The 21,702-nt window shown below is 38.2% G+C and carries 17 protein-coding genes; 4 read left to right on the top strand and 13 right to left on the bottom strand.

Annotated features, from left to right (window positions below; all coding sequences use genetic code 11):
• Positions 1-20 precede the first annotated feature (20 nt).
• Positions 21-662 carry a CatB-related O-acetyltransferase gene (locus tag PSF27_RS00480; RefSeq protein WP_272680644.1) on the bottom strand — a complete coding sequence of 214 codons (642 nt, stop codon included), beginning with the start codon at positions 660-662 and terminating at the stop codon, positions 21-23.
• Positions 663-1,015: 353 nt separating this feature from the next.
• Between PSF27_RS00480 and PSF27_RS00475 the strand changes: the two genes are divergently transcribed.
• On the top strand, positions 1,016-3,886 hold the full coding sequence (locus tag PSF27_RS00475) for a M66 family metalloprotease (protein WP_272680643.1): 2,871 nt from the start codon (positions 1,016-1,018) through the stop codon (positions 3,884-3,886).
• A gap of 56 nt (positions 3,887-3,942) precedes the next feature.
• On the opposite strand, the gene PSF27_RS00470 is transcribed toward PSF27_RS00475, so the two are convergent.
• Both PSF27_RS00470 and gndA read right to left on the bottom strand, forming a co-directional pair.
• Entirely contained in the window at positions 3,943-5,136 is a 1,194-nt protein-coding gene (locus PSF27_RS00470; protein WP_272680642.1) for a multidrug effflux MFS transporter, read from the bottom strand.
• 194 nt (positions 5,137-5,330) lie between these two features.
• Positions 5,331-6,737: an NADP-dependent phosphogluconate dehydrogenase gene (gndA, locus tag PSF27_RS00465; RefSeq protein ID WP_272680641.1), complete on the bottom strand. Its 1,407-nt coding sequence runs from the start codon at positions 6,735-6,737 to the stop codon at positions 5,331-5,333.
• A 241-nt stretch (positions 6,738-6,978) separates the two neighbouring features.
• Between gndA and PSF27_RS00460 the strand changes: the two genes are divergently transcribed.
• Positions 6,979-8,562: a TerC family protein gene (locus tag PSF27_RS00460; protein WP_272680640.1), complete on the top strand. Its 1,584-nt coding sequence runs from the start codon at positions 6,979-6,981 to the stop codon at positions 8,560-8,562.
• 188 nt (positions 8,563-8,750) lie between these two features.
• A complete protein-coding gene (locus tag PSF27_RS00455) occupies positions 8,751-9,284 on the top strand; it encodes a hypothetical protein (RefSeq protein WP_272680639.1) in 534 nt (177 codons plus the stop codon).
• Positions 9,285-9,363: 79 nt separating this feature from the next.
• Here the strand turns inward: PSF27_RS00455 and asmA are convergent, their stop codons facing one another.
• From asmA to apbC, 6 genes are all read right to left on the bottom strand, one after another.
• Complete coding sequence (asmA, locus tag PSF27_RS00450; protein ID WP_272680638.1) at positions 9,364-11,202, bottom strand: outer membrane assembly protein AsmA; 1,839 nt, start codon at positions 11,200-11,202, stop codon at positions 9,364-9,366.
• 131 nt (positions 11,203-11,333) lie between these two features.
• Positions 11,334-11,915 carry a dCTP deaminase gene (gene dcd, locus PSF27_RS00445; RefSeq protein ID WP_206085396.1) on the bottom strand — a complete coding sequence of 194 codons (582 nt, stop codon included), beginning with the start codon at positions 11,913-11,915 and terminating at the stop codon, positions 11,334-11,336.
• Positions 11,916-11,953: 38 nt separating this feature from the next.
• Positions 11,954-12,598 (bottom strand): uridine kinase, encoded by a 645-nt coding sequence (udk, locus tag PSF27_RS00440; protein WP_272680637.1) that lies wholly within the window; start codon positions 12,596-12,598, stop codon positions 11,954-11,956.
• 181 nt (positions 12,599-12,779) lie between these two features.
• Positions 12,780-13,736, bottom strand: coding sequence for a zinc metalloprotease HtpX (gene htpX, locus PSF27_RS00435; RefSeq protein ID WP_272680636.1), 957 nt, complete (start codon positions 13,734-13,736; stop codon positions 12,780-12,782).
• Between the two features lie 85 nt (positions 13,737-13,821).
• Positions 13,822-14,382: a LemA family protein gene (locus PSF27_RS00430; RefSeq protein ID WP_272680635.1), complete on the bottom strand. Its 561-nt coding sequence runs from the start codon at positions 14,380-14,382 to the stop codon at positions 13,822-13,824.
• A 197-nt stretch (positions 14,383-14,579) separates the two neighbouring features.
• Positions 14,580-15,692 carry an iron-sulfur cluster carrier protein ApbC gene (gene apbC / locus PSF27_RS00425; protein WP_206085392.1) on the bottom strand — a complete coding sequence of 371 codons (1,113 nt, stop codon included), beginning with the start codon at positions 15,690-15,692 and terminating at the stop codon, positions 14,580-14,582.
• A gap of 268 nt (positions 15,693-15,960) precedes the next feature.
• On the opposite strand from apbC, the gene metG reads away from it, so the two are divergent.
• Positions 15,961-17,988: a methionine--tRNA ligase gene (gene metG, locus PSF27_RS00420; RefSeq protein ID WP_272538800.1), complete on the top strand. Its 2,028-nt coding sequence runs from the start codon at positions 15,961-15,963 to the stop codon at positions 17,986-17,988.
• A gap of 88 nt (positions 17,989-18,076) precedes the next feature.
• Here the strand turns inward: metG and PSF27_RS00415 are convergent, their stop codons facing one another.
• From PSF27_RS00415 to PSF27_RS00400, 4 genes are read right to left on the bottom strand one after another with little or no spacing between them, the layout of a single operon-like run.
• A complete protein-coding gene (locus tag PSF27_RS00415; RefSeq protein ID WP_272538801.1) occupies positions 18,077-19,288 on the bottom strand; it encodes an ATP-grasp domain-containing protein in 1,212 nt (403 codons plus the stop codon).
• The gene (locus PSF27_RS00410; protein WP_272680634.1) at positions 19,266-19,913 is read right to left on the bottom strand and encodes an MFS transporter; all 648 of its coding nucleotides are present in this window, start codon (positions 19,911-19,913) and stop codon (positions 19,266-19,268) included. Before PSF27_RS00410 ends, PSF27_RS00415 begins: the two co-directional genes overlap by 23 nt.
• Positions 19,904-20,416 carry an MFS transporter gene (locus PSF27_RS00405; RefSeq protein ID WP_272680633.1) on the bottom strand — a complete coding sequence of 171 codons (513 nt, stop codon included), beginning with the start codon at positions 20,414-20,416 and terminating at the stop codon, positions 19,904-19,906. Before PSF27_RS00405 ends, PSF27_RS00410 begins: the two co-directional genes overlap by 10 nt.
• A gap of 32 nt (positions 20,417-20,448) precedes the next feature.
• Positions 20,449-21,477, bottom strand: a complete 1,029-nt coding sequence (locus PSF27_RS00400) for a threonine aldolase family protein (RefSeq protein WP_272680632.1) — start codon at positions 21,475-21,477, stop codon at positions 20,449-20,451.
• Between the last annotated feature and the right edge of the window lie 225 nt (positions 21,478-21,702).

The following is a 21,702-nucleotide window of genomic DNA, read 5'->3' as shown; positions in this document are numbered from 1 at the left end:
GCAGAACCCCCTTATAACAATTACGAATAACGTTGTTGGTCGTATTCGATACTGGCTTGTTTTAGCACCTGAAAATCAGAACCACAAATAACACGCTTTAATGCGGTGAATTTTGCTTCTGGCCAATCATAGATTTTCAGCGCCAATAGCTCGGCAATCACTTCAGGTGAAAACCGGTATTTAACAGGCTTCGCAGGGTTTCCCCCCACAATACAATAAGGTTCAACATCCTTAACCACCACACTGTTAGTTGCAATGACGGCACCCTCACCGATTTTGACGCCAGGCATAATAAACGCCCGCATGCCAATCCACACACCGTCACCAATGATGGTATCCCCTTTCCCGATATAAGCTTCCTCAATATATTCAAGAAAAGGATACAAGCAAAACCAGTCCATTCGATGCGTATGATTTCCCCCCATCAAAATCACCGCTTCACTGCCAATGCAAACATAATCGCCGATATACAGTTGGTCCACATCCCATGCCAGTTGCCAATCTCGACTTTGCGCATCCCCTTGTAAATAACGCACAACGGAGTCTTCAAAGCCATTATCGTAGCAATCACTGTAATAACTGTGTTTTCCTTTGATATGAATATTGGGATTTTGCACAACTTCGTGAAGTAATTGGTATTTTGACCAATGTTTCTTATTCATGGTAATAAACCTATTTTATTTGTTTATGATTACCATAGAACGCTTTCTATGGTGATGTATTCGCGCTCAAAATACATCACCTTTAGCCACTCTAGGCTGATTTAATAATGGGTTTCTCATATCAATCACTATAGTACTGTCTTAGCCAATAACTTTAATAATATCACTTTAATCATATCACTTTAATCAAAAATAGAATAATTCAATTTTCATTTAATTGAAAATTAATAATTTAATTATAAACATAACTACATTGATTTTTAAGAAAAACTTCTAATTTAAAATCTTATAATTTAAAAGAAAATGAATTAAATTAAAATAATGAAACTAGTAAAGAGAACAAAAGGAAAATTATGTTAATGGATTATTCCCCCTTATCGTTGATTAAAAATCTCACTAACTTACCTAACATAATAGAAAATTATTCCATTGAATATTTTAATGATTTTAAAACTCAACATCACCAGCTTAATGAGATCAGGTATTCCTCTATCATAATGAATGAGACATTATCTAATGAGCCCTCATCACCTCAGGCCATCTATGAAGATATTCCTGATATGAATATTTATAATAAAAATAAATATTTTGATGCCACAACTAACCAAGAGTTAAGTGATACAACAGGAGACTTAAAAGGCACTGTTTATTTAGCTCAAAGCTCACTGTTCCCCGCAATTAACCGAATTGAAGGTGATACCCAACCAAGGCTAGTTTCGGGACGAAAAACATTACTCATGTTCAAACCCCAAATGTACTTGGACTATGATTCAAAAATGACATTAAGTATTTATGATAAGGACAAAAATCTGTTAGTCACTCAGGAAATGCACCCACCTTCCGAGCTTCCCCAACTCGCCAATGATGCTATTCAAAAGACCAATATACGACCTAAAGACTTTTCTGGCCCATGGAATTTAAATTTAAAGATTAAAAATGAAACAGCTCAATTTTTGAATATGTTTAACCAGCTAGAAAAAAAATTTAATAATAAAAATTATATTCAGTTAGAATTTAATAATGAATCAAATATAACTCCCTTGATATTAGCCAGTAATAAAAAATTGGCAAATATGCACATTAAAGTCAAAAACAGAATGAATAGAGACATAAAAATATACTATAGCAAAAATTCTATAACATTAAATAAGGGTAGTAGTATTAAACTAATTTGTGATGAAAATGGCCATTGGGTAACTAAAAGTGATGCTTTAATTTCCAAGTATTATTCCTTAAAACCTAAAAAGTCAGAATTATTTATAAAACAAAAAAACTCTGTGCTTACACCCGCTCTTAGTGTTCCTATGCGGTACGACCTGACCATCAATAAAAATGATGAAATATCTAAAATAGCAAAAGAAAATAGATACTTAAGCAAGTTAATTAAAGAAAATAACTCAATAAAAATTGAAACAAGTGATGGAAACTGGGCAAGATTTTTCACTTTGAGAGCCAACAACCATTTTTATAAAAAAAAAATGACGTTTAACTCGAAAGCAACTCTTGATAGCTATATTCGCTATGGTAATAAACAGTACAAATTAACCAAAGGGGAAAGTATTACCTTTGTCTATGACCCGAACAAAAAATGGCTCCCGATTACGGAACAAGCTTCACCTGAGCCCGTTGCAAACTTAAGTTATACGAAGAACACATGGTCCGCGAGTATTTCACAAGAGCACATAAAACCAGGTATTCAGTTTATTTTTAATACCTCAGATACTAAAGGGGTCTTATCCAATATTCCCATTGGTGCTCCCAATAAAATTTTAATTAATACAATTGATATCGGTATGCTAACACCACCAAGAAATGAGTTTGATTTCCAATCTCACCCAGAGTTACATCGCCAATATTTTCAAACTATCCCTGCAGAAAAGCTGATTGTTGCTCAGTATGAGCCTGTTCACTTAACTGAGGTCGTCATGCCTAATGGCGATGTTTTCACCGAAAAAGCGACAGGAAATGGTGGTGGGCACAGTGGAAATATGCGCCATCAAATAGGAAAAGACCTTATCTCTGACGGTATTAATTTAGCCAACTATGGTATTAATAGCACTGCCGCAGAATTTTCGTTTATTCCATCTTTCCAAGTCACTGTACATAATTCTATAGGGGTATATGAAAATGGTGAGCAAGTGCATGGCTGGTCAGGAGGTGCAGGGAAAGTTACACTGTATAATTCAAGAGGTAACGAACTCAGTCATGAGCTAGGACATAATTTTGGGTTAGGCGACTATTATGGGGGAACTGAGGGGGGAACACATGCCCCAGCAGACAAAAAAAACTCTTCATGGTTATGGGATGCTGATTATAACTTTTTCATTCCCAATCTGACAAAAGAAGGCAAATTCAACACCGATGCGATGTCAGGAGGAAGCCCTTATGATGATAGATATAACGCATACACCATGTACACACCAAATTCACTGGCAGCTATCCAAAAACGGCTTGAAAATAGTTATGTTTTCTCTGCTAAATCCAAAACAGGATATCAAAAATGGGACCCTATTACTCAAAAAATGGAGGATGTTCCCTTAGACCTTTCCGCCTTTTATTTCTTTAATTACCAAGTACATAATGGTGAAACATTCACTATCGAAAAATTTAATAAATTGATAAACAAACATAAATATATTCATATCAATAGCGGAAATGGCTATCATAGCCCTAACCTTTATATTCCAGCTGCCAGTCAAGAAAATAATGGTGCTGTTATAAAAATTAGTTCATTGGCACTTTGGCAAAGCAAAATACATGTCAATGATGATATAGAATTGATAAGCAATAATGAAACAAACACCTATATTTCAGATGGCTATAAGTGGGTAAAATCAGCTTCCCATATAATAACTAAAAAACCATATAAACAAGGTGTTCCCATCGTGAGCTTAACTGGTTTTTATGACCCTGAAGGTAAAATTGAGAAACAAAGCTGCATTCCTATTTATGGGTCATACGGGATGGTTTATCAACCTGATACGCAAATTGGGGCTTATGCTCCCTACATAGAAGTCATTTTACAAAATGGTAAAATACACAAATACCAATTAAGCGACGTTAGAAAATCAAAAGACGTCATGAACAAATTTCATATAAATATTGAAAAAGCGCTTAATCCAATAAAAGCCAATATTTATGTGCATAACAAACTTGTTCATACACAGCATATTGATATTAAACCAAATAAGCTTGCTACCACAGTTAATGGCTATATCATTTAATCATTAAGTCGATTTAAGACTCTATGAAAATATAATCAATAGAGTCTTAAATCTTATTAATCACTCGTGGGGGGACTCAAATTTAATTTTAAACTGGCCTTTCTTGCCACTAAACCAAAAATACAGCCGACTAGCATCACAATCGCTAACGATAACTTTGGCGCGATCGGTAATGCTATAGCTAAAAGACCCAGTGCTGCACCGCCAGCCATTTGCACAAATCCTACCAACGCAGATGCCGTCCCCGCTTCATTACCAAAAGGCTCAAGAGCATAACTGGTTGCAGTTCCCATCATAAAGGCAAGGCCTGTACACGCACAAGCCACAGGCAACATATAAACAACCCAATGACTTTGAATAGCTTCTGGCAACACAACAAAACCTAATATCAACCCTAAACAACCGATCGCCATCATTGAGCTACCAACCAACAAGCAGGCAGGACGCCCGATTTTATGAATAAAATGGTTAGCAATATAACTGGCAAACATAATCCAAAAACCGTTAATCCCAAACACAATGGAAAACGCTAACGGGCTCAACTGGGCCTCCCCCATCAACACCGTTGGTGCAAGGGAAACATAGGTTAATGCCATCCCCATCGTACCTGCATTGACGAGAGCAAAAATGATAAATTGGCGATGACCTAAAATACGGCAATAGGTTTCCAAAGGAATAATTTTCACTTTAGGCAAATTTGTCGGTCGTGTCTCAGGTAAAAATACCGCGATTAATACCAATATGATGACAGCATATAACGCAAGGAACCAAAACGGTGCACGCCAACCCCATGCTTCTGCCAGCAAACCGCCTAATAGCGGCGCGAGTGCAGGCACAATATTCAATGTGCCATTAAGAAAACCAAATGCACGAGCCGCTTCAGTGCCATTCATGCGGTCACGAACACAGCTAAATGCCACCACAGAAGTACAACAGACTGCACCCCCTTGCAGTAAACGCGAGGCAATAAATACCGTTGGCGTCGTGGCTGAAATGGCAACACCAGCCCCAATAATGTAGAGCACCATACCAACTATCGCGATGGGCTTTCGCCCGTATCGGTCGACCAGTGGCCCAGAAATCAATTGCCCTAAGCCTAGGACTAAAATAAATAGTGCAATGGTCGATTGAATCACGGATTCACTGCTACCTAAATCCTTCGCAATATCAGGGATAGTCGGCAGGTATAAATCAATACCCAATGGGCCAAGCAATACTAATAAAAGTAATAAAATAAGAAAGTTACGCATAAAACTATGCTCAGATACCGTAATAAAAGTTATGTCATTCAACAATTGATGAATAATGTAGCGGAAACTATTAATCTAACTATCAAAAAAGAAATGATAGAATAAATTCATCATTTATTCATGCTGCCAATGAAAGGCAAAAAAGGCGCTAAATTTAGCGCCTTTTGTATCATCGGTAAAGGATGATGTTGGAATTATTCCATCCACTCAGTATGGAAAACACCGTCTTTATCCGTACGTTTATAGGTGTGAGCACCAAAGTAGTCACGCTGCGCTTGGATTAAGTTTGCAGGTAATACCGCTGAGCGGTAGCTATCATAGTAAGAGATAGCGGCAGAGAAGGTTGGTGTTGGGATACCATTTTGTACACCGTAGCACACAACATCACGCAGTGCTTGTTGGTATTCGTCCGCAATTTGTTTGAAATATGGCGCTAACAGTAAGTTGGCAATTTTCGCATCTTGGTTGTAGGCATCCGTGATTTTTTGCAGGAATTGTGCACGAATGATACAGCCTGCACGGAAGATTTTTGCAATCTCCCCGTAGTTCAGGTCCCAATTGTACTCGTCTGATGCCGCTTTTAGCTGTTGGAAACCTTGCGCATAAGAGACGATTTTACCTAAGTACAGCGCGCGACGTACTTTCTCAACAAACGCGCTCTTATCCCCTTCAACCGGTTTTAAGACTGGGCCAGTTAAGACTTTAGACGCTGCAACACGTTGGTCTTTTAAGAAAGAAATATAACGAGCGAAAACAGACTCCGTGATTAATGTCAGAGGAATGCCTAAATCCAGCGCACTTTGGCTCGTCCATTTACCAGTGCCTTTGTTTGCCGCTTCATCTAAAATCACGTCAACAAGGTACTTACCTTCTTCATCTTTTTTCTTGAAGATATCTGCTGTAATTTCAATCAGGTAGCTGCTCAATTCACCTTTATTCCACTCTGCAAAGGTGCCTGCCAGCTCTTCATTACTCAGGTTTAATGAACCTTTTAACAATGAATAAGCTTCAGCGATTAATTGCATATCACCATATTCGATACCGTTATGTACCATTTTAACGTAGTGACCTGCCCCGTCTGGCCCCATGTAAGCCACGCAAGGCTCGCCTTCCGCTTTCGCTGCGATTTCTTTTAAGATTGGCGCAACCAATTCGTAAGCTTCTTTTTGACCACCAGGCATAATTGAAGGACCTTTTAATGCGCCTTCTTCGCCACCTGAAACACCAGTACCGATGAAATTAAAACCTTGCTCAGATAATTCACGATTACGACGGATAGTGTCAGTAAATAAAGTATTACCACCGTCAATTAAGATATCTCCTTTGTCCAGATGAGGAGTCAGCGAGGCAATTGTTTTGTCCGTTGCTTCACCCGCTTTTACCATCAACAAGATGCGGCGAGGTTTTTCCAGAGAGTCAACAAACTCTTCAATTGTATAGTTGGGAACGAGGTTTTTCCCTGGATTTTCGGTAATCACTTCGTCTGTTTTATCTTTAGAACGATTAAAGATAGACACTGAGTAACCACGGCTTTCAATGTTGAGCGCAAGGTTACGCCCCATGACTGCCATTCCGACAACACCAATCTGCTGCTTTGACATGAACAACTCCTGTCTGATTAGGACCAAGTCAGCCTCGACCGTGCTGACATTCTGTTAACGGGATCACATATTAACCTAGGATTGTGTTGCATGGTAGTTATTGATGCAATCGATGACGTATTCTCCCTTTTTTTGTCAAGAATTATCCAACTAAAGTGATTTCTTATTGATATTTCGTTCAACAAACCGCATTATTCACCAGTCGGTATAAGCCGTCATATCAGAAGGTAAAACAAACTGTATGGAATGGATCGCAGATCCTTCGATTTGGGCGGGCCTCGCTACCCTAATCGTTCTAGAAATCGTTCTTGGTATTGATAACCTCGTCTTCATCGCCATTCTGGCAGATAAGCTCCCGCCAAAGCTGCGTGATAGAGCCCGTGTAACTGGACTTTTATTAGCCCTGATTATGCGTATTGTGCTTCTATTTAGCCTGTCATGGCTCATTACCCTTACAAAACCGATAATAACGCTCTTTGAGCACCCATTTAGTGCCCGGGACTTAATTATGTTAGTCGGGGGATTATTCCTCTTATTCAAAGCCACAATGGAATTGAACGAGCGGTTAGAGGGGAAAGACGAGCATGGTAATACGCAAAGAAAAACATCGAATTTCTGGGCAGTAGTTGCACAAATTATTGTGCTTGATGCCGTATTCTCCTTGGACTCAGTGATCACCGCAGTCGGTATGGTTGACCATATCGGAGTGATGATTGCCGCTGTTACCATTGCTATGGCATTAATGATTTGGGCAAGTAAACCGTTAACTAGTTTTGTTAACCAACACCCAACCATTGTCATACTGTGTTTAAGCTTCCTATTGATGATTGGTTTCAGCTTAGTGGCCGAAGGGTTTGGTTATGCCATTCCGAAAGGTTATCTATACGCTGCAATTGGCTTCTCTATTATGATTGAAGTATTAAACCAATTCGCACAATTTAATCGACGTAAATTCCTTAAAGGTAGCCGTCCACTACGTGAACGTACAGCAGAGGCGGTATTACGTATTCTTAGCGGTAATAACGAGCGTGGAGAATTAGACCCACACACTTCCGATCTCATTGCAGATAACCAATCCGTTTTTGATCCGCAAGAGCGTTTAATGATTGCCCGAGTGCTTGGTATGGCACAACGTAACGTCGAAAGTATCATGACTTCACGCCATGATGTGGATTATCTTGATATCAATAAATCTTCAGAAGATTTACTGCAATTGATGGAGAAAAACCCCCACTCACGCCTTGTGGTGATTGATGAAACCATTAGTGACGAGCCAGTCGGTGTTGTCCACGTAATGGATTTAGTTAAACAGCAATTAAGTGGTCAGCCGCTAAATTTACGAGCGCTAATAACCCAACCGTTGATCTTCCCTGAGGGGTTATCACTGTTAAAAGCGTTAGAGCAATTCCGTAAGGCGCATACTCACTTTGCATTTGTGGTCGATGAGTTTGGTTCTATCGAAGGTATCGTAACATTGACCGACGTGATGGAAACCATCGCAGGTAACTTGCCTGTCGGCGATGAAGAAAATGATTCACGCCATGATATTCAAAAACTGGATGATGGCACATGGGTGGCCAACGGTTTCATGCCATTGGAAGATTTAATTATGTTTGTTCCGATGGAATTAGATGATAAACGTGAATATGAAACTATCGCAGGTCTTCTAATGGAACATTTACAACGTGTTCCTGAAGTCGGCGAGCAAGTCACTATCAATGGTTGCATATTCCAACCTCTTGAAGTGAACAGTCACCGAATCAATAAAGTGTTAATCACACCTCCCGCACCAGAAGGGAGTGGTTATGAATTTGAAGATGATTAACCACTAACATCTATTCCTGTTCTATAAATACCGGCCTATAGGGTCGGTATTTTTTTACGTAAAATCTCAAGATATTACCCTTGCCCCCGTTAACAATAAAAACAGTATCGTTTTATTAAAGAAGTTAGCATTTAAACACTGAATAATTAAGCCAATCAAATACAATTAACTTTAATAAAGGTAATATTATGCAAGTCACTGGTAATCAAGCAAATAAAACTATTCATTCTATAAATAACAATAATTCACCGAAAGGCCTAAGTGGGAATACTCGCAGCGTTAGCAATGATAATCAAAAATGCCCTATAACTACATCCGAAAAAACCGTTCATAAAAAAGATCTTAAACAACTGAGTAATGCCATTACAAAACTATTAAGTGATATTACTTCAAAATTTGACGATCTTAAAAGCGGCAAAGCAAGTGGGGCCTACACTAAGGGTAATATCAGCGATTTTGGGAAAAGATTAAATGTTATACAAAAACAAATCGATGAATATACAGGTAAGTTACAGAGTTCTTCATACAAGCATCATAGTTCGAAGCCAAAAACACTCAATAATGCATCAGATCAAGTAAAAGACGTGCAGAAAGAGATAAAAAAGTTAGTAAAGCAAGATAGTTTCGATATGACTCAAACTCACCAAGCTTACAAGGATAACAATCAAAGAGCTAATGACTTACTGATGGGCAAAAAAGCACCATCCAAATTTGAACAATAAATTATTACCAACAGATGGAGCCACCTATTTTAAGCGGCTCCATTTTTATGCCATTCATATATAAAATATAAACTTATATTCACAATGCATTCAATAAATCGTTAAGCCCTTTATTTTCTTCTCTCTTTAAAAAATTACCAAGGGCATCTTTGGCTTGAGCCCGTAACTCATTACGCAGTAATTTCTCCACATCTAATTGATACTTTAGGCTATTCCAATTTCCATAAATACGTAATGGAATAGTCATGGCTTGTAATTGTTTAACTAAACGAGAGTCTCCCCCCCAGCCATTGGCAATATTAACCCCTAAATTAACATCGATAGTTTCATTCGGAATATTCAAGCGCCCTTGACCACTGATATTCACTAATGATGAGGTGGCATTCATAGAAGCAATATTCAAATTACCTTTGTTTAATTTACCAGCCACCGTGAATAAATCTACTTCGGTGAAATTACCCGTATTGACAGGGGCATTAATTTTATTGGTTACTCTGGAAACCGACTGTTGAATTAATAGCGGGATATTCAGCCCCTGTAATTTCGCATTTCTTAACTCAAAATTAACCGGCCCTTGCCACTGGTTTTTCACTGCATTGTCATCATAACCCACACCCGATAACGCCGCATTTAACGAAATTATTCCACTTAATTTTTGTGGCATATCGAAGGCTTTTAATAGCGGTGTTAAGTCGATATTTTTTAAATCTGGCTTTGCTGAAACATAAGTAGGAGTTGAACTATAATTAAATGTCACTGGTAATGAAAAATCACCACCAAATGCCTTACCTTGTAGTTTTGAAACAGTCAAACGAGGAGTTTGATTTTGTGCCTCAAAAACCACATCACTGACTATCATTCCACGATAAATTAACTGATTAATGGTTAAATTGAGATTGGCGGAAAATGCCTGCAAGCCTGATAAATCATACTGTTGAGGATTAGCCCCAGAAATAACTGGTTTAACGCCGACACGGTTATTATTTGTCTCTGATTCTACACTGCTACTGGCAGATGCTGTCCCTAATAGATTATCTAAATCTAATTTCTCGGCGACTAAATTAACCCTAATTTTGGGGGGAACCGTTAATTGGATACTGCCATTCCCTGATAGAACACTATCATTAGCCGTTATTGCCAAATTGTTTAAACTCGCACTTTCCACTTTCCCTTTGCTATATAGGAAATCACTTGTTATTTGCCCTTCAATTCCACTTTCAGGTAAATCGACACCACTTAATTTATAGTCAAACTGAGTTAATTTTCCGTTAATCTTTTGATTAATATCTGATAAATCGATATCTGCACGTAGATTAAATACAAATTCTTGTTGGTTTTTATTTAGGTTACCGCTGAATTTTACCGCCACCTGCTTATTATTATTTTTTTTCAGTGACAGATTAATATTGCGGAGGTTAAATTCATCTTTTGGTGTTTGCCAAATCACTAAACTGTTAGAAATATCAACTTTTTCAATATCTAACAACCAGTTATTCTTATCAATAGTGGAAGTCTGAGAGGTTGAGCCACCAGGTGCAATCGGGTCGCTACTATGTGCTTGAGGCTCACTTTCTGGTGTTTTACGGATCACTGCACCATCAATCACAATTTGTTCAACAGATAAACGGTGGGAAATCAAAGGCCACAGTTCAACATCTAAACGCATATTTTCAGCGCTCAGGGCAGGCTTGGATGCATTTGGTGCAGTTAAAGAGACGGGACCAGTGATAATGCTCAACGTTGGCCAAACATGCCAACGCATATCCCCATTAAATTCAAGCTGATAACCACTTTTTTTCTCTACTTGCTCGACAATATAATGACGAAAATCATTCGGATTTACCAACATCACTAATGTTGTCAGACCCGCAACAATGACGACAAGTAAAATAATCAGTGTCGTTAAAAAACGTTTCATGCTTCCCTCTCTTAAACCCTACCTGCGACCATCACCAACGTGAACTCACACCATCACTTTCCCTGAAAATGGGCGAAAATTACACCATTAAAATCCATTAATGACACAATTTCCGCGAAGTTTAGCGAATATCAGTCTTCACTGATACGGCTACCAACAGCCCCTTGTTGGTTTTTATATTTTGCATCTTGGCGGCTATTATAAGGACGATCTGCACTGCCTGATAATGGCTCAAAGCTTAGCGCCCCAATGACCATGCCAGGGCGTAATGCTAATGGTAGCTTACCTGAATTATAAAATTCTAGTACAATTTGCCCCTTCCAGCCAGGGTCAATACGATGCGCGGTAACATGCACCATCAAGCCTAATCGAGCCAGTGATGAGCGACCATCAAGCCAACCCACAAGGTTATCTGGGAGCGTAACAGACTCAAGCGTCACTGCAAGTGCTAATTCCCCTGGATGTAAGAAAAATGGCTCGTCTTCGCTCAGCACGATCTCATCACTCATCACACGATCCAGTGCAGCATTCACTTCATCTTTTGGGCCACTTAAATCGATAAATGCCGCGGTATGTCCACGAAAAACACGAAACTGATTTCCTAAACGGACATCTGCGGTCGCACCATTGATCCGTTCAACAGGTGGGCGCGGGCTAATGACTAATTTGCCATCATCCATCCATTGAATAATATCGCGGTCACAAAGACGCATGGCTGTTTCCCCCTTCATAATGTTAGTTTTTGCCTTGATTACTCTTGGCAAAATTCCCCGATCTTCGCTTTTAAGATATCAATTGCCACACGGTTCTTCCCGCCACGAGGCACAATAATATCGGCATACTGCTTCGATGGTTCAATAAACTGTAAAAACATTGGGCGAACCGTTTTATTGTATTGGTCAATCACGGAATCTAATGTTCTGCCTCGTTCATTTACATCACGTTTAATACGACGCATCAAGCAAATATCCAGTGGTGTATCAACAAAAATCGAAAAATCCATCTCACCACGTAAGCGTTTATCGGTTAACAATAAAATGCCTTCAATGATAATGACTTTTTTAGGTTTGAATGTAATGGTTTTTTCTTTGCGAGTGTGAGCGACATAGTCGTATTGCGGAATTTCTACTGCTTGACCACTTTTTAGTGATTTGAGGTGTTCATAAAGCAAACTGTGATCCATTGAGTTTGGATGGTCATAGTTCACTTTAAGCCGTTCTTCCATTGGGACATCTGTTTGATCTTTATAATAACAGTCCTCTGGAATAACACCGATATTATGATCACCGACCTTTTCTCGTAATTCACGATATAGAGTGCTTGCAATTAAGCTTTTGCCAGATGCAGAGGCTCCCGATATACCTACAATGGTACAGTGATGCGCTATGTCAGCCATAAAATGATAACCTAGTTAAATATTTTAGAAATGAAAATACATAACATCAAAATGTTACGTTGGCGGAATTATAGGGGGTAATGGCGTGTTGTTCCAGCGCCCTTCGGCAAAGTTCGCTAAAAAAAACGCCAATATTTAATGAAAAAGGGGGGATTTCCAATTAGCCCTTTAATTTATGTGGCTAAAACTGCTTTTTCCCTTCTAAAACGGCAATGCGGTTTTCAATAGACGGGTGAGTGGAAAAAACAGAATCCCCCTTATTAAAAATATAAGCCGCTTTTCGATAAGCTTGTCCAGTACTCGTATCATCATATTGATGCGTCTCATGCATCCCTGATATCTTCTTCAATGCACTGATCATCGCTTGGTTATCAGACGTGAGATCGACGGCCGCCGCATCTGCCATATATTCACGGGTGCGGGACAAATAAAAATACAGAATTTGTGTGATCCACGGCAACACAAAATTCAACACCAATAAAATCATTTGGGCTTTATTGGCAGCATTATTACGGCTTCGCCCTGCGGTACGAATAAAAATCTGACTAAATACGTTGGTTATCGTTAAAATCACGTTCGCTAAAATCCCCACATACAAAGTCAGCTTCGAGTCACCATGTATAATATGGCCGACTTCATGTGCCAGAACGGCTTGTACTTCTTGGCGGTTCAGCGTTTGAAGCAGACCGCGCGTCACCCCAACCAATGCATTACGGCCATTCCAACCTGCGGCAAATGCATTTGGCTCATCACTTTCTAAAATATATAAACGAGGAATATAGCCTAAACTTGCACTTAAACTCAGCTCTTCAATAATATTAAACAGCTGTTTTTCTTCTGAACTGGTGGCATTTTCTGGGTTGATTTCTTTCGCATTCATCCCTGCCAACATCATTTTATGACCACGAAAATGAATATAAACCAACCCAAGGAATGTCAAACCTAAAACGATAAATGTCGCAATTGGCATTTCTTTTAACGTCACAAATTCCATTGCATTATCATACAAATCTAATTGCTCATTTGGATGCGTGGCAATATCCGCTAATAACCCAATGATAAGCATAATAAAAATATAGCTCATCACCACAAAACGAGTCCGAATATTATTTTTACGTATGACGTTACGAAAATCCATAAAATACCCTGCTTTCTATCACAGATAATTATCGGAACGTCCTAAGCTGTCCCGATAATTTGTCCAAATGACGATAAACCGATAATTAGTCAAAATTAATGCGACGTGATTCTTCAGACTTAATCGCCTCTTCGTCAAGACGCCAGTATTCTTTTGATATTTTTAAGCTCGGAATAATGCCAACAATAAGCGCAGCTGGCATGGATGCAATATACGCATTATAGGTTTCTAATGAACGGTTATAACCGCGTTTTGCAAAAGACAGCTTATTTTCTGAAGAAACGATTTCCTCTTGCAAGTTAGCCATGATTGCATCAGATTTCAGCTCTGGATAGGCTTCAACTGCGATATTAATCGCCCCACTACTCACCATTTTGGATAGCGCATCTTCCGCTTCGCGTGCTTTATCACCCGTTGAATTTTGTGCCTGAGTGCGTAGCTCTGTAATTTTACTGAACACTTCCGTTTCATGGCTTAAGTATTTTTTCACCGTCGCAAGTAAGCTATCAAACACTTTTCCGCGTCTGTCTAATTGAACTGAAATTTCAGTTTCGCTGGAAACTACGGCTTCGCGTAATGCCACGATACGGTTATAAAAATAAATAACGATCAGCACCACGACGACAATAAAAATTAAAAATTTCATAATCACCTTTTAGGCCTTGCCCATAGGAAAAGAATTCATCAACAATATCACTTTATTCTACGCTATCCTTTCCCAATATAGAAACAATCCACAGATAAATCAGAAAAAGGGAAAGTGGGTTGGATAGGAAAGCAATACAAATAAAAAAAGGCTATTTAATGTTAAACACTAAATAGCCCCTAATAGATTATGGTGAACTACACCGCGCGGAATGAAATTTCCGTTGGGATTTTATCCCCTTCCCAATACATTAATGCTGAAATGCCCGATGCAATTTCACGATAGATATCCGCAAACTCACCTTCAGGATCACGCATAACAGTTGGTTGACCACGATCGAGATCTTCACGCAAAGAAATATGCAGCGGAACTTGGCCTAACAGTTTCGTGTTGTATTTTTCAGCCAGTTTTTCTGCACCACCAGTACCAAAAATTGGCTCAACATGGCCACAGTTACTGCAAATATGTGCGCTCATATTTTCTACTACGCCTAACACTGGCACATTCACTTTCTTAAACATCACGATACCTTTCATGGCATCAACCAGTGCGATATCTTGTGGCGTTGTCACCACAACCGCGCCTGTTACAGGGATGTTTTGTGACAGAGTTAATTGGATATCCCCTGTTCCTGGTGGCATATCGATCACTAAATAGTCTAAATCAGGCCATAAGGTGTCTTGCAGCATTTGCATTAACGCCTTACTTGCCATTGGGCCACGCCATACCATTGCGTTATCGTCAGTGACTAAATAACCGATGGAGTTAGTCGCTAAGCCATACGCCATAATCGGCGCCATGTGCTGGCCATCAGGAGACGTTGGGCGCTCTAGTGTTGTGCCTAGCATATTTGGAATTGACGGACCATAAATGTCCGCATCAAGGATACCAACTTTCGCCCCTTCTTGCGCCAGTGCTAGCGCGAGGTTGACAGAAGTACTGGATTTACCCACACCGCCTTTACCTGAGCTCACCGCCAGAATATTGCGCACACCCTTGATACCAGGCAAATCGTTAGCGCGTTTTAGCGTCGTCACATCGTGACGCAGTTTCCACTCAACCGCATGAGCGCCAGTTAACTGCTTCAGTTCTGCCGTTTTTTCGCTAATCAGCGTTTGGAAAGGCCCTTTCCAAACAAATGGCATGACTAATTCGACGTGCAGCACATTGTCCAACATTGCACAATGATGTAACGCTTTGATGGAAATCAGATTACGTTGCAGCGTTGGGTGTGTAAATGAAGCCAAAACTTTGGAGACTTGTTCAGTCAGCAGTTCTGGTTTGTTCTGCTCGGGGGATTTATCGTTCATCCCGGCTCCTTTATTTATATTTTTGAACTTATAGATATCCTATATAACTCGATAAGCTACCTGAGATTAGACGGATATACTTTGACTGAGGTTAATCATAACAGAGAACATAAAAAATAGTGATTGCCAAGCGCAGGAAAAGCCAAGAAGAGGCGAAAATTTCTTTTTCCAACAAATTTCCAATTAATCTTTTATATCCCTAGCAGCGATGGTTTTGATCGGTTAACATCAAAGACCCTTTTCAAATAATGGAAGTAAGAAAGTTACTATGTCTCAAGTCGCGAATAAATTACTGGTAACCTGTGCGTTACCCTATGCTAACGGTTCAATCCATCTTGGTCATATCCTGGAGCACATTCAGGCTGATATTTGGGTCCGTTATCAGCGAATGCGCGGCAAAGAGGTTCATTTTATCTGTGCTGACGATGCGCACGGAACCCCAATCATGCTTAAAGCACAACAGCTAGGTGTCACGCCTGAAGCCATGATTGCTGAAGTGAGCCAAGAACATCAGAACGATTTTGCAGGTTTTTCCATTAGCTATGATAACTATCACTCGACACACAGTGAAGAAAATAAAGCATTATCAGAACTGATTTATGGGAAACTGAAAAATAACGGTTTTATTAAAAACCGCACTATTTCTCAGCTTTTCGACCCAGAAAAAGGCATGTTCTTACCAGACCGCTTCGTTAAAGGTACTTGCCCGAAATGTAAAGCAGAAGACCAATACGGTGATAACTGTGAAGTGTGTAGCGCAACCTACAGCCCAACAGAATTAATCAACCCGCGTTCTGTTATCTCTGGTGCAACACCTGTAATGCGTGATTCAGAACACTTTTTCTTTGATTTACCTGCATTTAGCGACATGCTGCAAGCATGGACTCGCTCGGGTGCGCTGCAAGAACAAGTCGCGAACAAAATGCAAGAATGGTTCGAATCAGGTCTGCAACAGTGGGATATTACCCGCGATGCACCGTATTTCGGCTTTGAAATCCCAGATGCGCCAGGTAAATATTTCTATGTCTGGTTAGATGCACCAATTGGTTACATGGGTTCATTTAAAAACCTGTGCGACAAACGCGGTGACCTGAGTTTCGATGAATTCTGGAATAAAGACTCGAAAACAGATCTTTACCACTTTATCGGTAAAGATATCGTCTATTTTCACAGCCTGTTCTGGCCTGCGATGTTAGAAGGCAGCCAATTCCGTAAACCAACTAACCTATTTGTCCATGGTTATGTCACGGTTAATGGCGCGAAAATGTCTAAATCGCGTGGTACTTTTATCACTGCGCGTTCATATTTAGACCATTTAGACGCGGACTGCTTACGTTATTACTACGCGGCAAAACTGTCTTCTCGTATCGATGATATTGATTTAAACCTTGAAGATTTCGTTCAGCGCGTCAATAGCGATATTGTAAACAAAGTGGTTAACTTAGCTTCGCGTAACGCAGGCTTTATTGCTAAACGCTTCGATGGCAAGTTATCTGCAAACTTAGCAGAGCCTGAGTTATATCAACAGTTTGTTGATGCGGCAAAAGTCATTGGTGAAGATTATAGCAATCGCGAATACAACAAAGCGATCCGCGAAATCATGGCACTAGCGGATATTGCTAACCGCTATGTTGATGAAAAAGCCCCTTGGGTAGTTGCTAAACAAGAAGGCAAAGACCAAGAGCTGCAAGATATCTGCTCAATGGGGATTAACCTGTTCCGTATATTGATGACTTACCTGAAACCCGTTTTACCAGGTCTGACCAAACGTGCAGAAGCGTTCTTAAATACTGAGTTATCTTGGGATGCGATTAACACACCATTACTTGGTCACAGTGTTGCACCTTTCAAAGCGCTATTTAACCGCATTGAAATGACAAAAGTAGATGCAATGGTTGAAGCATCAAAAGAGAGCATCAAGCCAATCCAGCAAGTCACTGGCCCACTGGCGGATGACCCAATTCAAGATACGATCACCTTTGATGATTTTGCAAAAATCGACCTGCGAATTGCACTAATCAAACAGGCTGATTTTGTTGAGGGTTCAGACAAATTACTGAAATTACAGTTAGATATTGGTGGTGAAACGCGCCAAGTGTTCTCTGGTATTCGCTCTGCATACCCAGACCCGAAAGCATTAGAAGGCCGTTTAACGGTGATGGTCGCAAACCTTGCTCCACGTAAAATGCGCTTTGGTATTTCCGAAGGTATGGTCATGGCAGCAGGCCCTGGTGGAAAAGACATTTATCTGCTCAGCCCTGATAGCGGCGCACAGCCAGGTATGCAAGTTAAGTAACATCTGTATTAGTATCTATTAATTAAACGCTATAACAACCCTAATACTTATACACTAAGTCATTAGGGTTGTTTTCTACCACCAAATATTACTCAATATACTCAATTTTTATTTGCTGTAATTTGCTCTCCACCGAAGTAATAACCTCTTCAGCGCAAGTTCCATAAACGACAATGTAACCAAGACGGCTATAACTATCTTTAAGAGCTTTAGCATCAATAGGGGTCGAAACAAATTTGTATAGTAATGATGGTGATAACACAAGTGCTGTAGAAATCGTTTTAATCGTTCCTAATTTTGTAGGTGTTATAAAACGAATTGATGCAAATCGATTTTCAACAACAGATTGCGGTATATATGACATCCCCTTCACATGCAACGATAAGTAACATTCAACTAAACTAAAACCTGTTACGTTTTCACAAAGATTATCAATCATCCCTCCCGCGACTCTTGGATTTACTTCAATTAACCTGATTTTATTATTATCGAGTTTAAACTCAACATGAGCAACTGTATGTGACAATCCAAGCCGGTTTAACCAGCCAATAATTGTCTCCTCTATTTTATTTTTTAATTCCAATTTACAAGGAAAATTATGCCCTATTTCTACAGCGTATTTCCCTTGCGTAGTTATTTTTTCGGTTATACCTAATACTTCCCATTGATTTAATTCAATATTCCAATATACTTCAGCGCTGTATTCACTACCTTGAATAAACTCTTCAATTAAATAATACGATGATAATTTATAACCTCGATTATTAATTCGAAAATTAATTAGCTCTGTAACAGCAATATTAGCCTCTTCAATATTAGAACAAATCGTGACTTGACTACTACCGCTATCATCACAAGGTTTGACAACTAAAGGAAACGTAAACTCTGAAAAATCTATATTTTCTCCAATCTGGCAGACTTTAAATTTAATGTTTTCTTCTTTATTAGAAAGTATTTCCCGCGATATATTTTTATATCGGCATGAAACTAAAGCTTTAATACTTGGGGATGGCAAGCCTAAGGCATGAGATACTGCCGCCGCCGTCACTAAACGATAGTCATCAAATGCCACAACTCCAACTGTGTTATATTGCATTGCTTTATGTAAAACAGACACCATGCAGTCTGTGTTTAACTCAATAATATCATCAACATACAATGTTGGGTTATCGGGTATCTTTCGATAAAATGCACATTCCTTAGTAAACAATACTGTATGATAACCTAAACGCTTGGCAATTTTTAACGCACTGACTCCTGTGCCTGATATATTACATTCAACAAAAACTATCGTTTTCATATTTATTCCTTTTAGTTAAAAAATGCTCAACCCCAAATAAAAAAATAAGTAATATTATAATAAAAAAAGGCAATACATAATTTAATTGATATAGTTCTGCTATAAGGCCAAAATACGCGCCACATGATTCTGCAACACCCCAGAAAAAAACACATAAGGATAATGACATTTTTTTATTCTCAAACGGACATTTAATAATAGAAAGGCTATTATTATACGGACTCCAAACTAACTCACACAAAGAAAATAGACCAATTAATAAATACAAACTGGTTGCCGAATTAAAATCCAAAAAAAACAAAATACTTACTGTTAATAATAAACTTATTTTATAGATAATATTTTGAATAAGTAGATTTTTATTCGCTAAAAAGTTTGTCACTTTCATTTGTAGAGTAATAATAATCCCTGCATTTAAAGCGAAAAGTAATGAAACTGAAATATATTTCATTTCCATCTTTGAGTATAATTCATAGTGATATGCAAGATTCCTTAGTATCACACCTATCATGAAAAAAGAAACAGCGCTATACAAAACAAAAACACACCACTCACTAAAGCTTGCAGATACTCTTATTGTATTATTATTATTCTCATTAGAGATTGCACTGTCTTTTATTCCCATTGAATAAAAAGCATAATCAAAGCAGGAAATAAAATAACACCAGGATATGACTTATTGTAAAAAAACTCGCCTAAAACGCCACCTAATGCTGAAGATATATTAACGATGACATTTAAAATAGAAAAATTTCTCATTCTATTTGAATGCAAAGAGTTTTCAGCCAAAAAAAGACTAGTACATATATTCGCAATTGAGAACCCAGCACCTATAATTGCAGAAAAAATAATAAATGAGCTAACATCACTTAAAAGGTAGGTCATAGCTATCGCTAATGATGTTAGCAGATAGCTCATAATGAATGTAATCTTATAGCCTAACAAAAAAATAATATAGTGTGAAAGTAAAGAAAAACCTCTACTTACAAATAAGAACACAAATAATATAATTGCAATATCTTCTTTTGTAAGTTCTTTATAGTTTAATAAGTAAAGAGAGTAGAAGGGTAAAAAGCTATAAAATGAAACACCAGACAAAAACCTTGACGCTAATATTTTATTTTTCATTTTTCTATTTTCTATTTTCTATTTTCTATTTTCTATTTTCTAAAAATCCCCATTGAATTAAGTATTCCATTCAATTTATTTAATTTATCTTTATTTATATTTGAACTAGTAACAAACCTAATAATTTCATCCGTCCATGCTGTTGCTAAAATACCAGATTCTTTAAGCAATAAAGAAAACTCATGTGCATTTTTTTTATTTACCATAATAATATTAGTTTCAACTGGGTATTTTATTTCAAAAAAAACCTCCAATATTTTACATAAGTATTGAGCATTATCATGGTCTTTCCTTATATTTACTTTGTACTCTTTTAATTTTTTTAATGCTATAAACGCCATTAAACCTGATTGATGCAATGCGCCGCCATACCACTTCCTAAGCTTTCTTGCAATTTGGATATCCCGCTCTTTTCCAATAAACACTGAACCAAAAGGCGCACCAATCCCCTTTGAAAGACAAACATTGAGCAGATCTATGTCTTTCACATAGCATTCTGGTGAAATACTCAGTGCCTCACATGAATTTAAAACCCTTGCGCCATCAAGATATAATGAAATGTTTCTATCATCACATAATTTTCTTAATGCCTTAATTTCTTCAATAGGAAATATACATCCTCCATAGGTTCCAATACTACTTTCTATCGAGATGACCTTAGGAATTGCATATAAATTTGACCACCTTGATTTATTATTTATAGCTTCAATGACATCTTTAACCGTTAATATCCCACTACTTGTTTTAATATTATTAATAACAATCCCGCTAAGTGCAGATGTTGGAGAAGATTCAAAATAACAAATATGATAACCTGTTTCAGTAATTACCTCATCGCCAGGATTTGCTAGTACCCTAAGACCTATTTGATTGCTCATTGTTCCAGATGGCATAAATAATGCTGATTCTTTTCCAAATAACGTTGCGGCAAAACATTCTAACCCTTTAACATATTCATCTTCATTGTAGCAATCGTCTCCTATCTTACTAAAATTTATATTAATTAAATCACTGGGTGAAATTTTAGTTAATGTATCACTTCTGAGATCTATATAATCCATTTATTTCCTTATTTATTATTCAATTATTCAATCATTTTAAATACTCTTTAATTATTTAATTTATCGGCTAAACGCTATAGTTCAACTACTTTTAAAATAAAAAATAATAACTGTGATATACGTAATAAATATTTAATAAAGTATACCTCAAAGATATTAGCTTAAACCTTGTCTTCGTGAGTACATTAGCAGTCTGTGTGTTTCAGTTTCCCATCGCAGAATGTT

Source organism: Providencia sp. PROV129 (assembly GCF_028482245.1).
GTDB lineage: Bacteria > Pseudomonadota > Gammaproteobacteria > Enterobacterales > Enterobacteriaceae > Providencia > Providencia vermicola.
The sequence above is the reverse complement of the archived record's forward strand: the minus strand, read 5'-3'. Positions and strand labels throughout refer to the sequence as shown.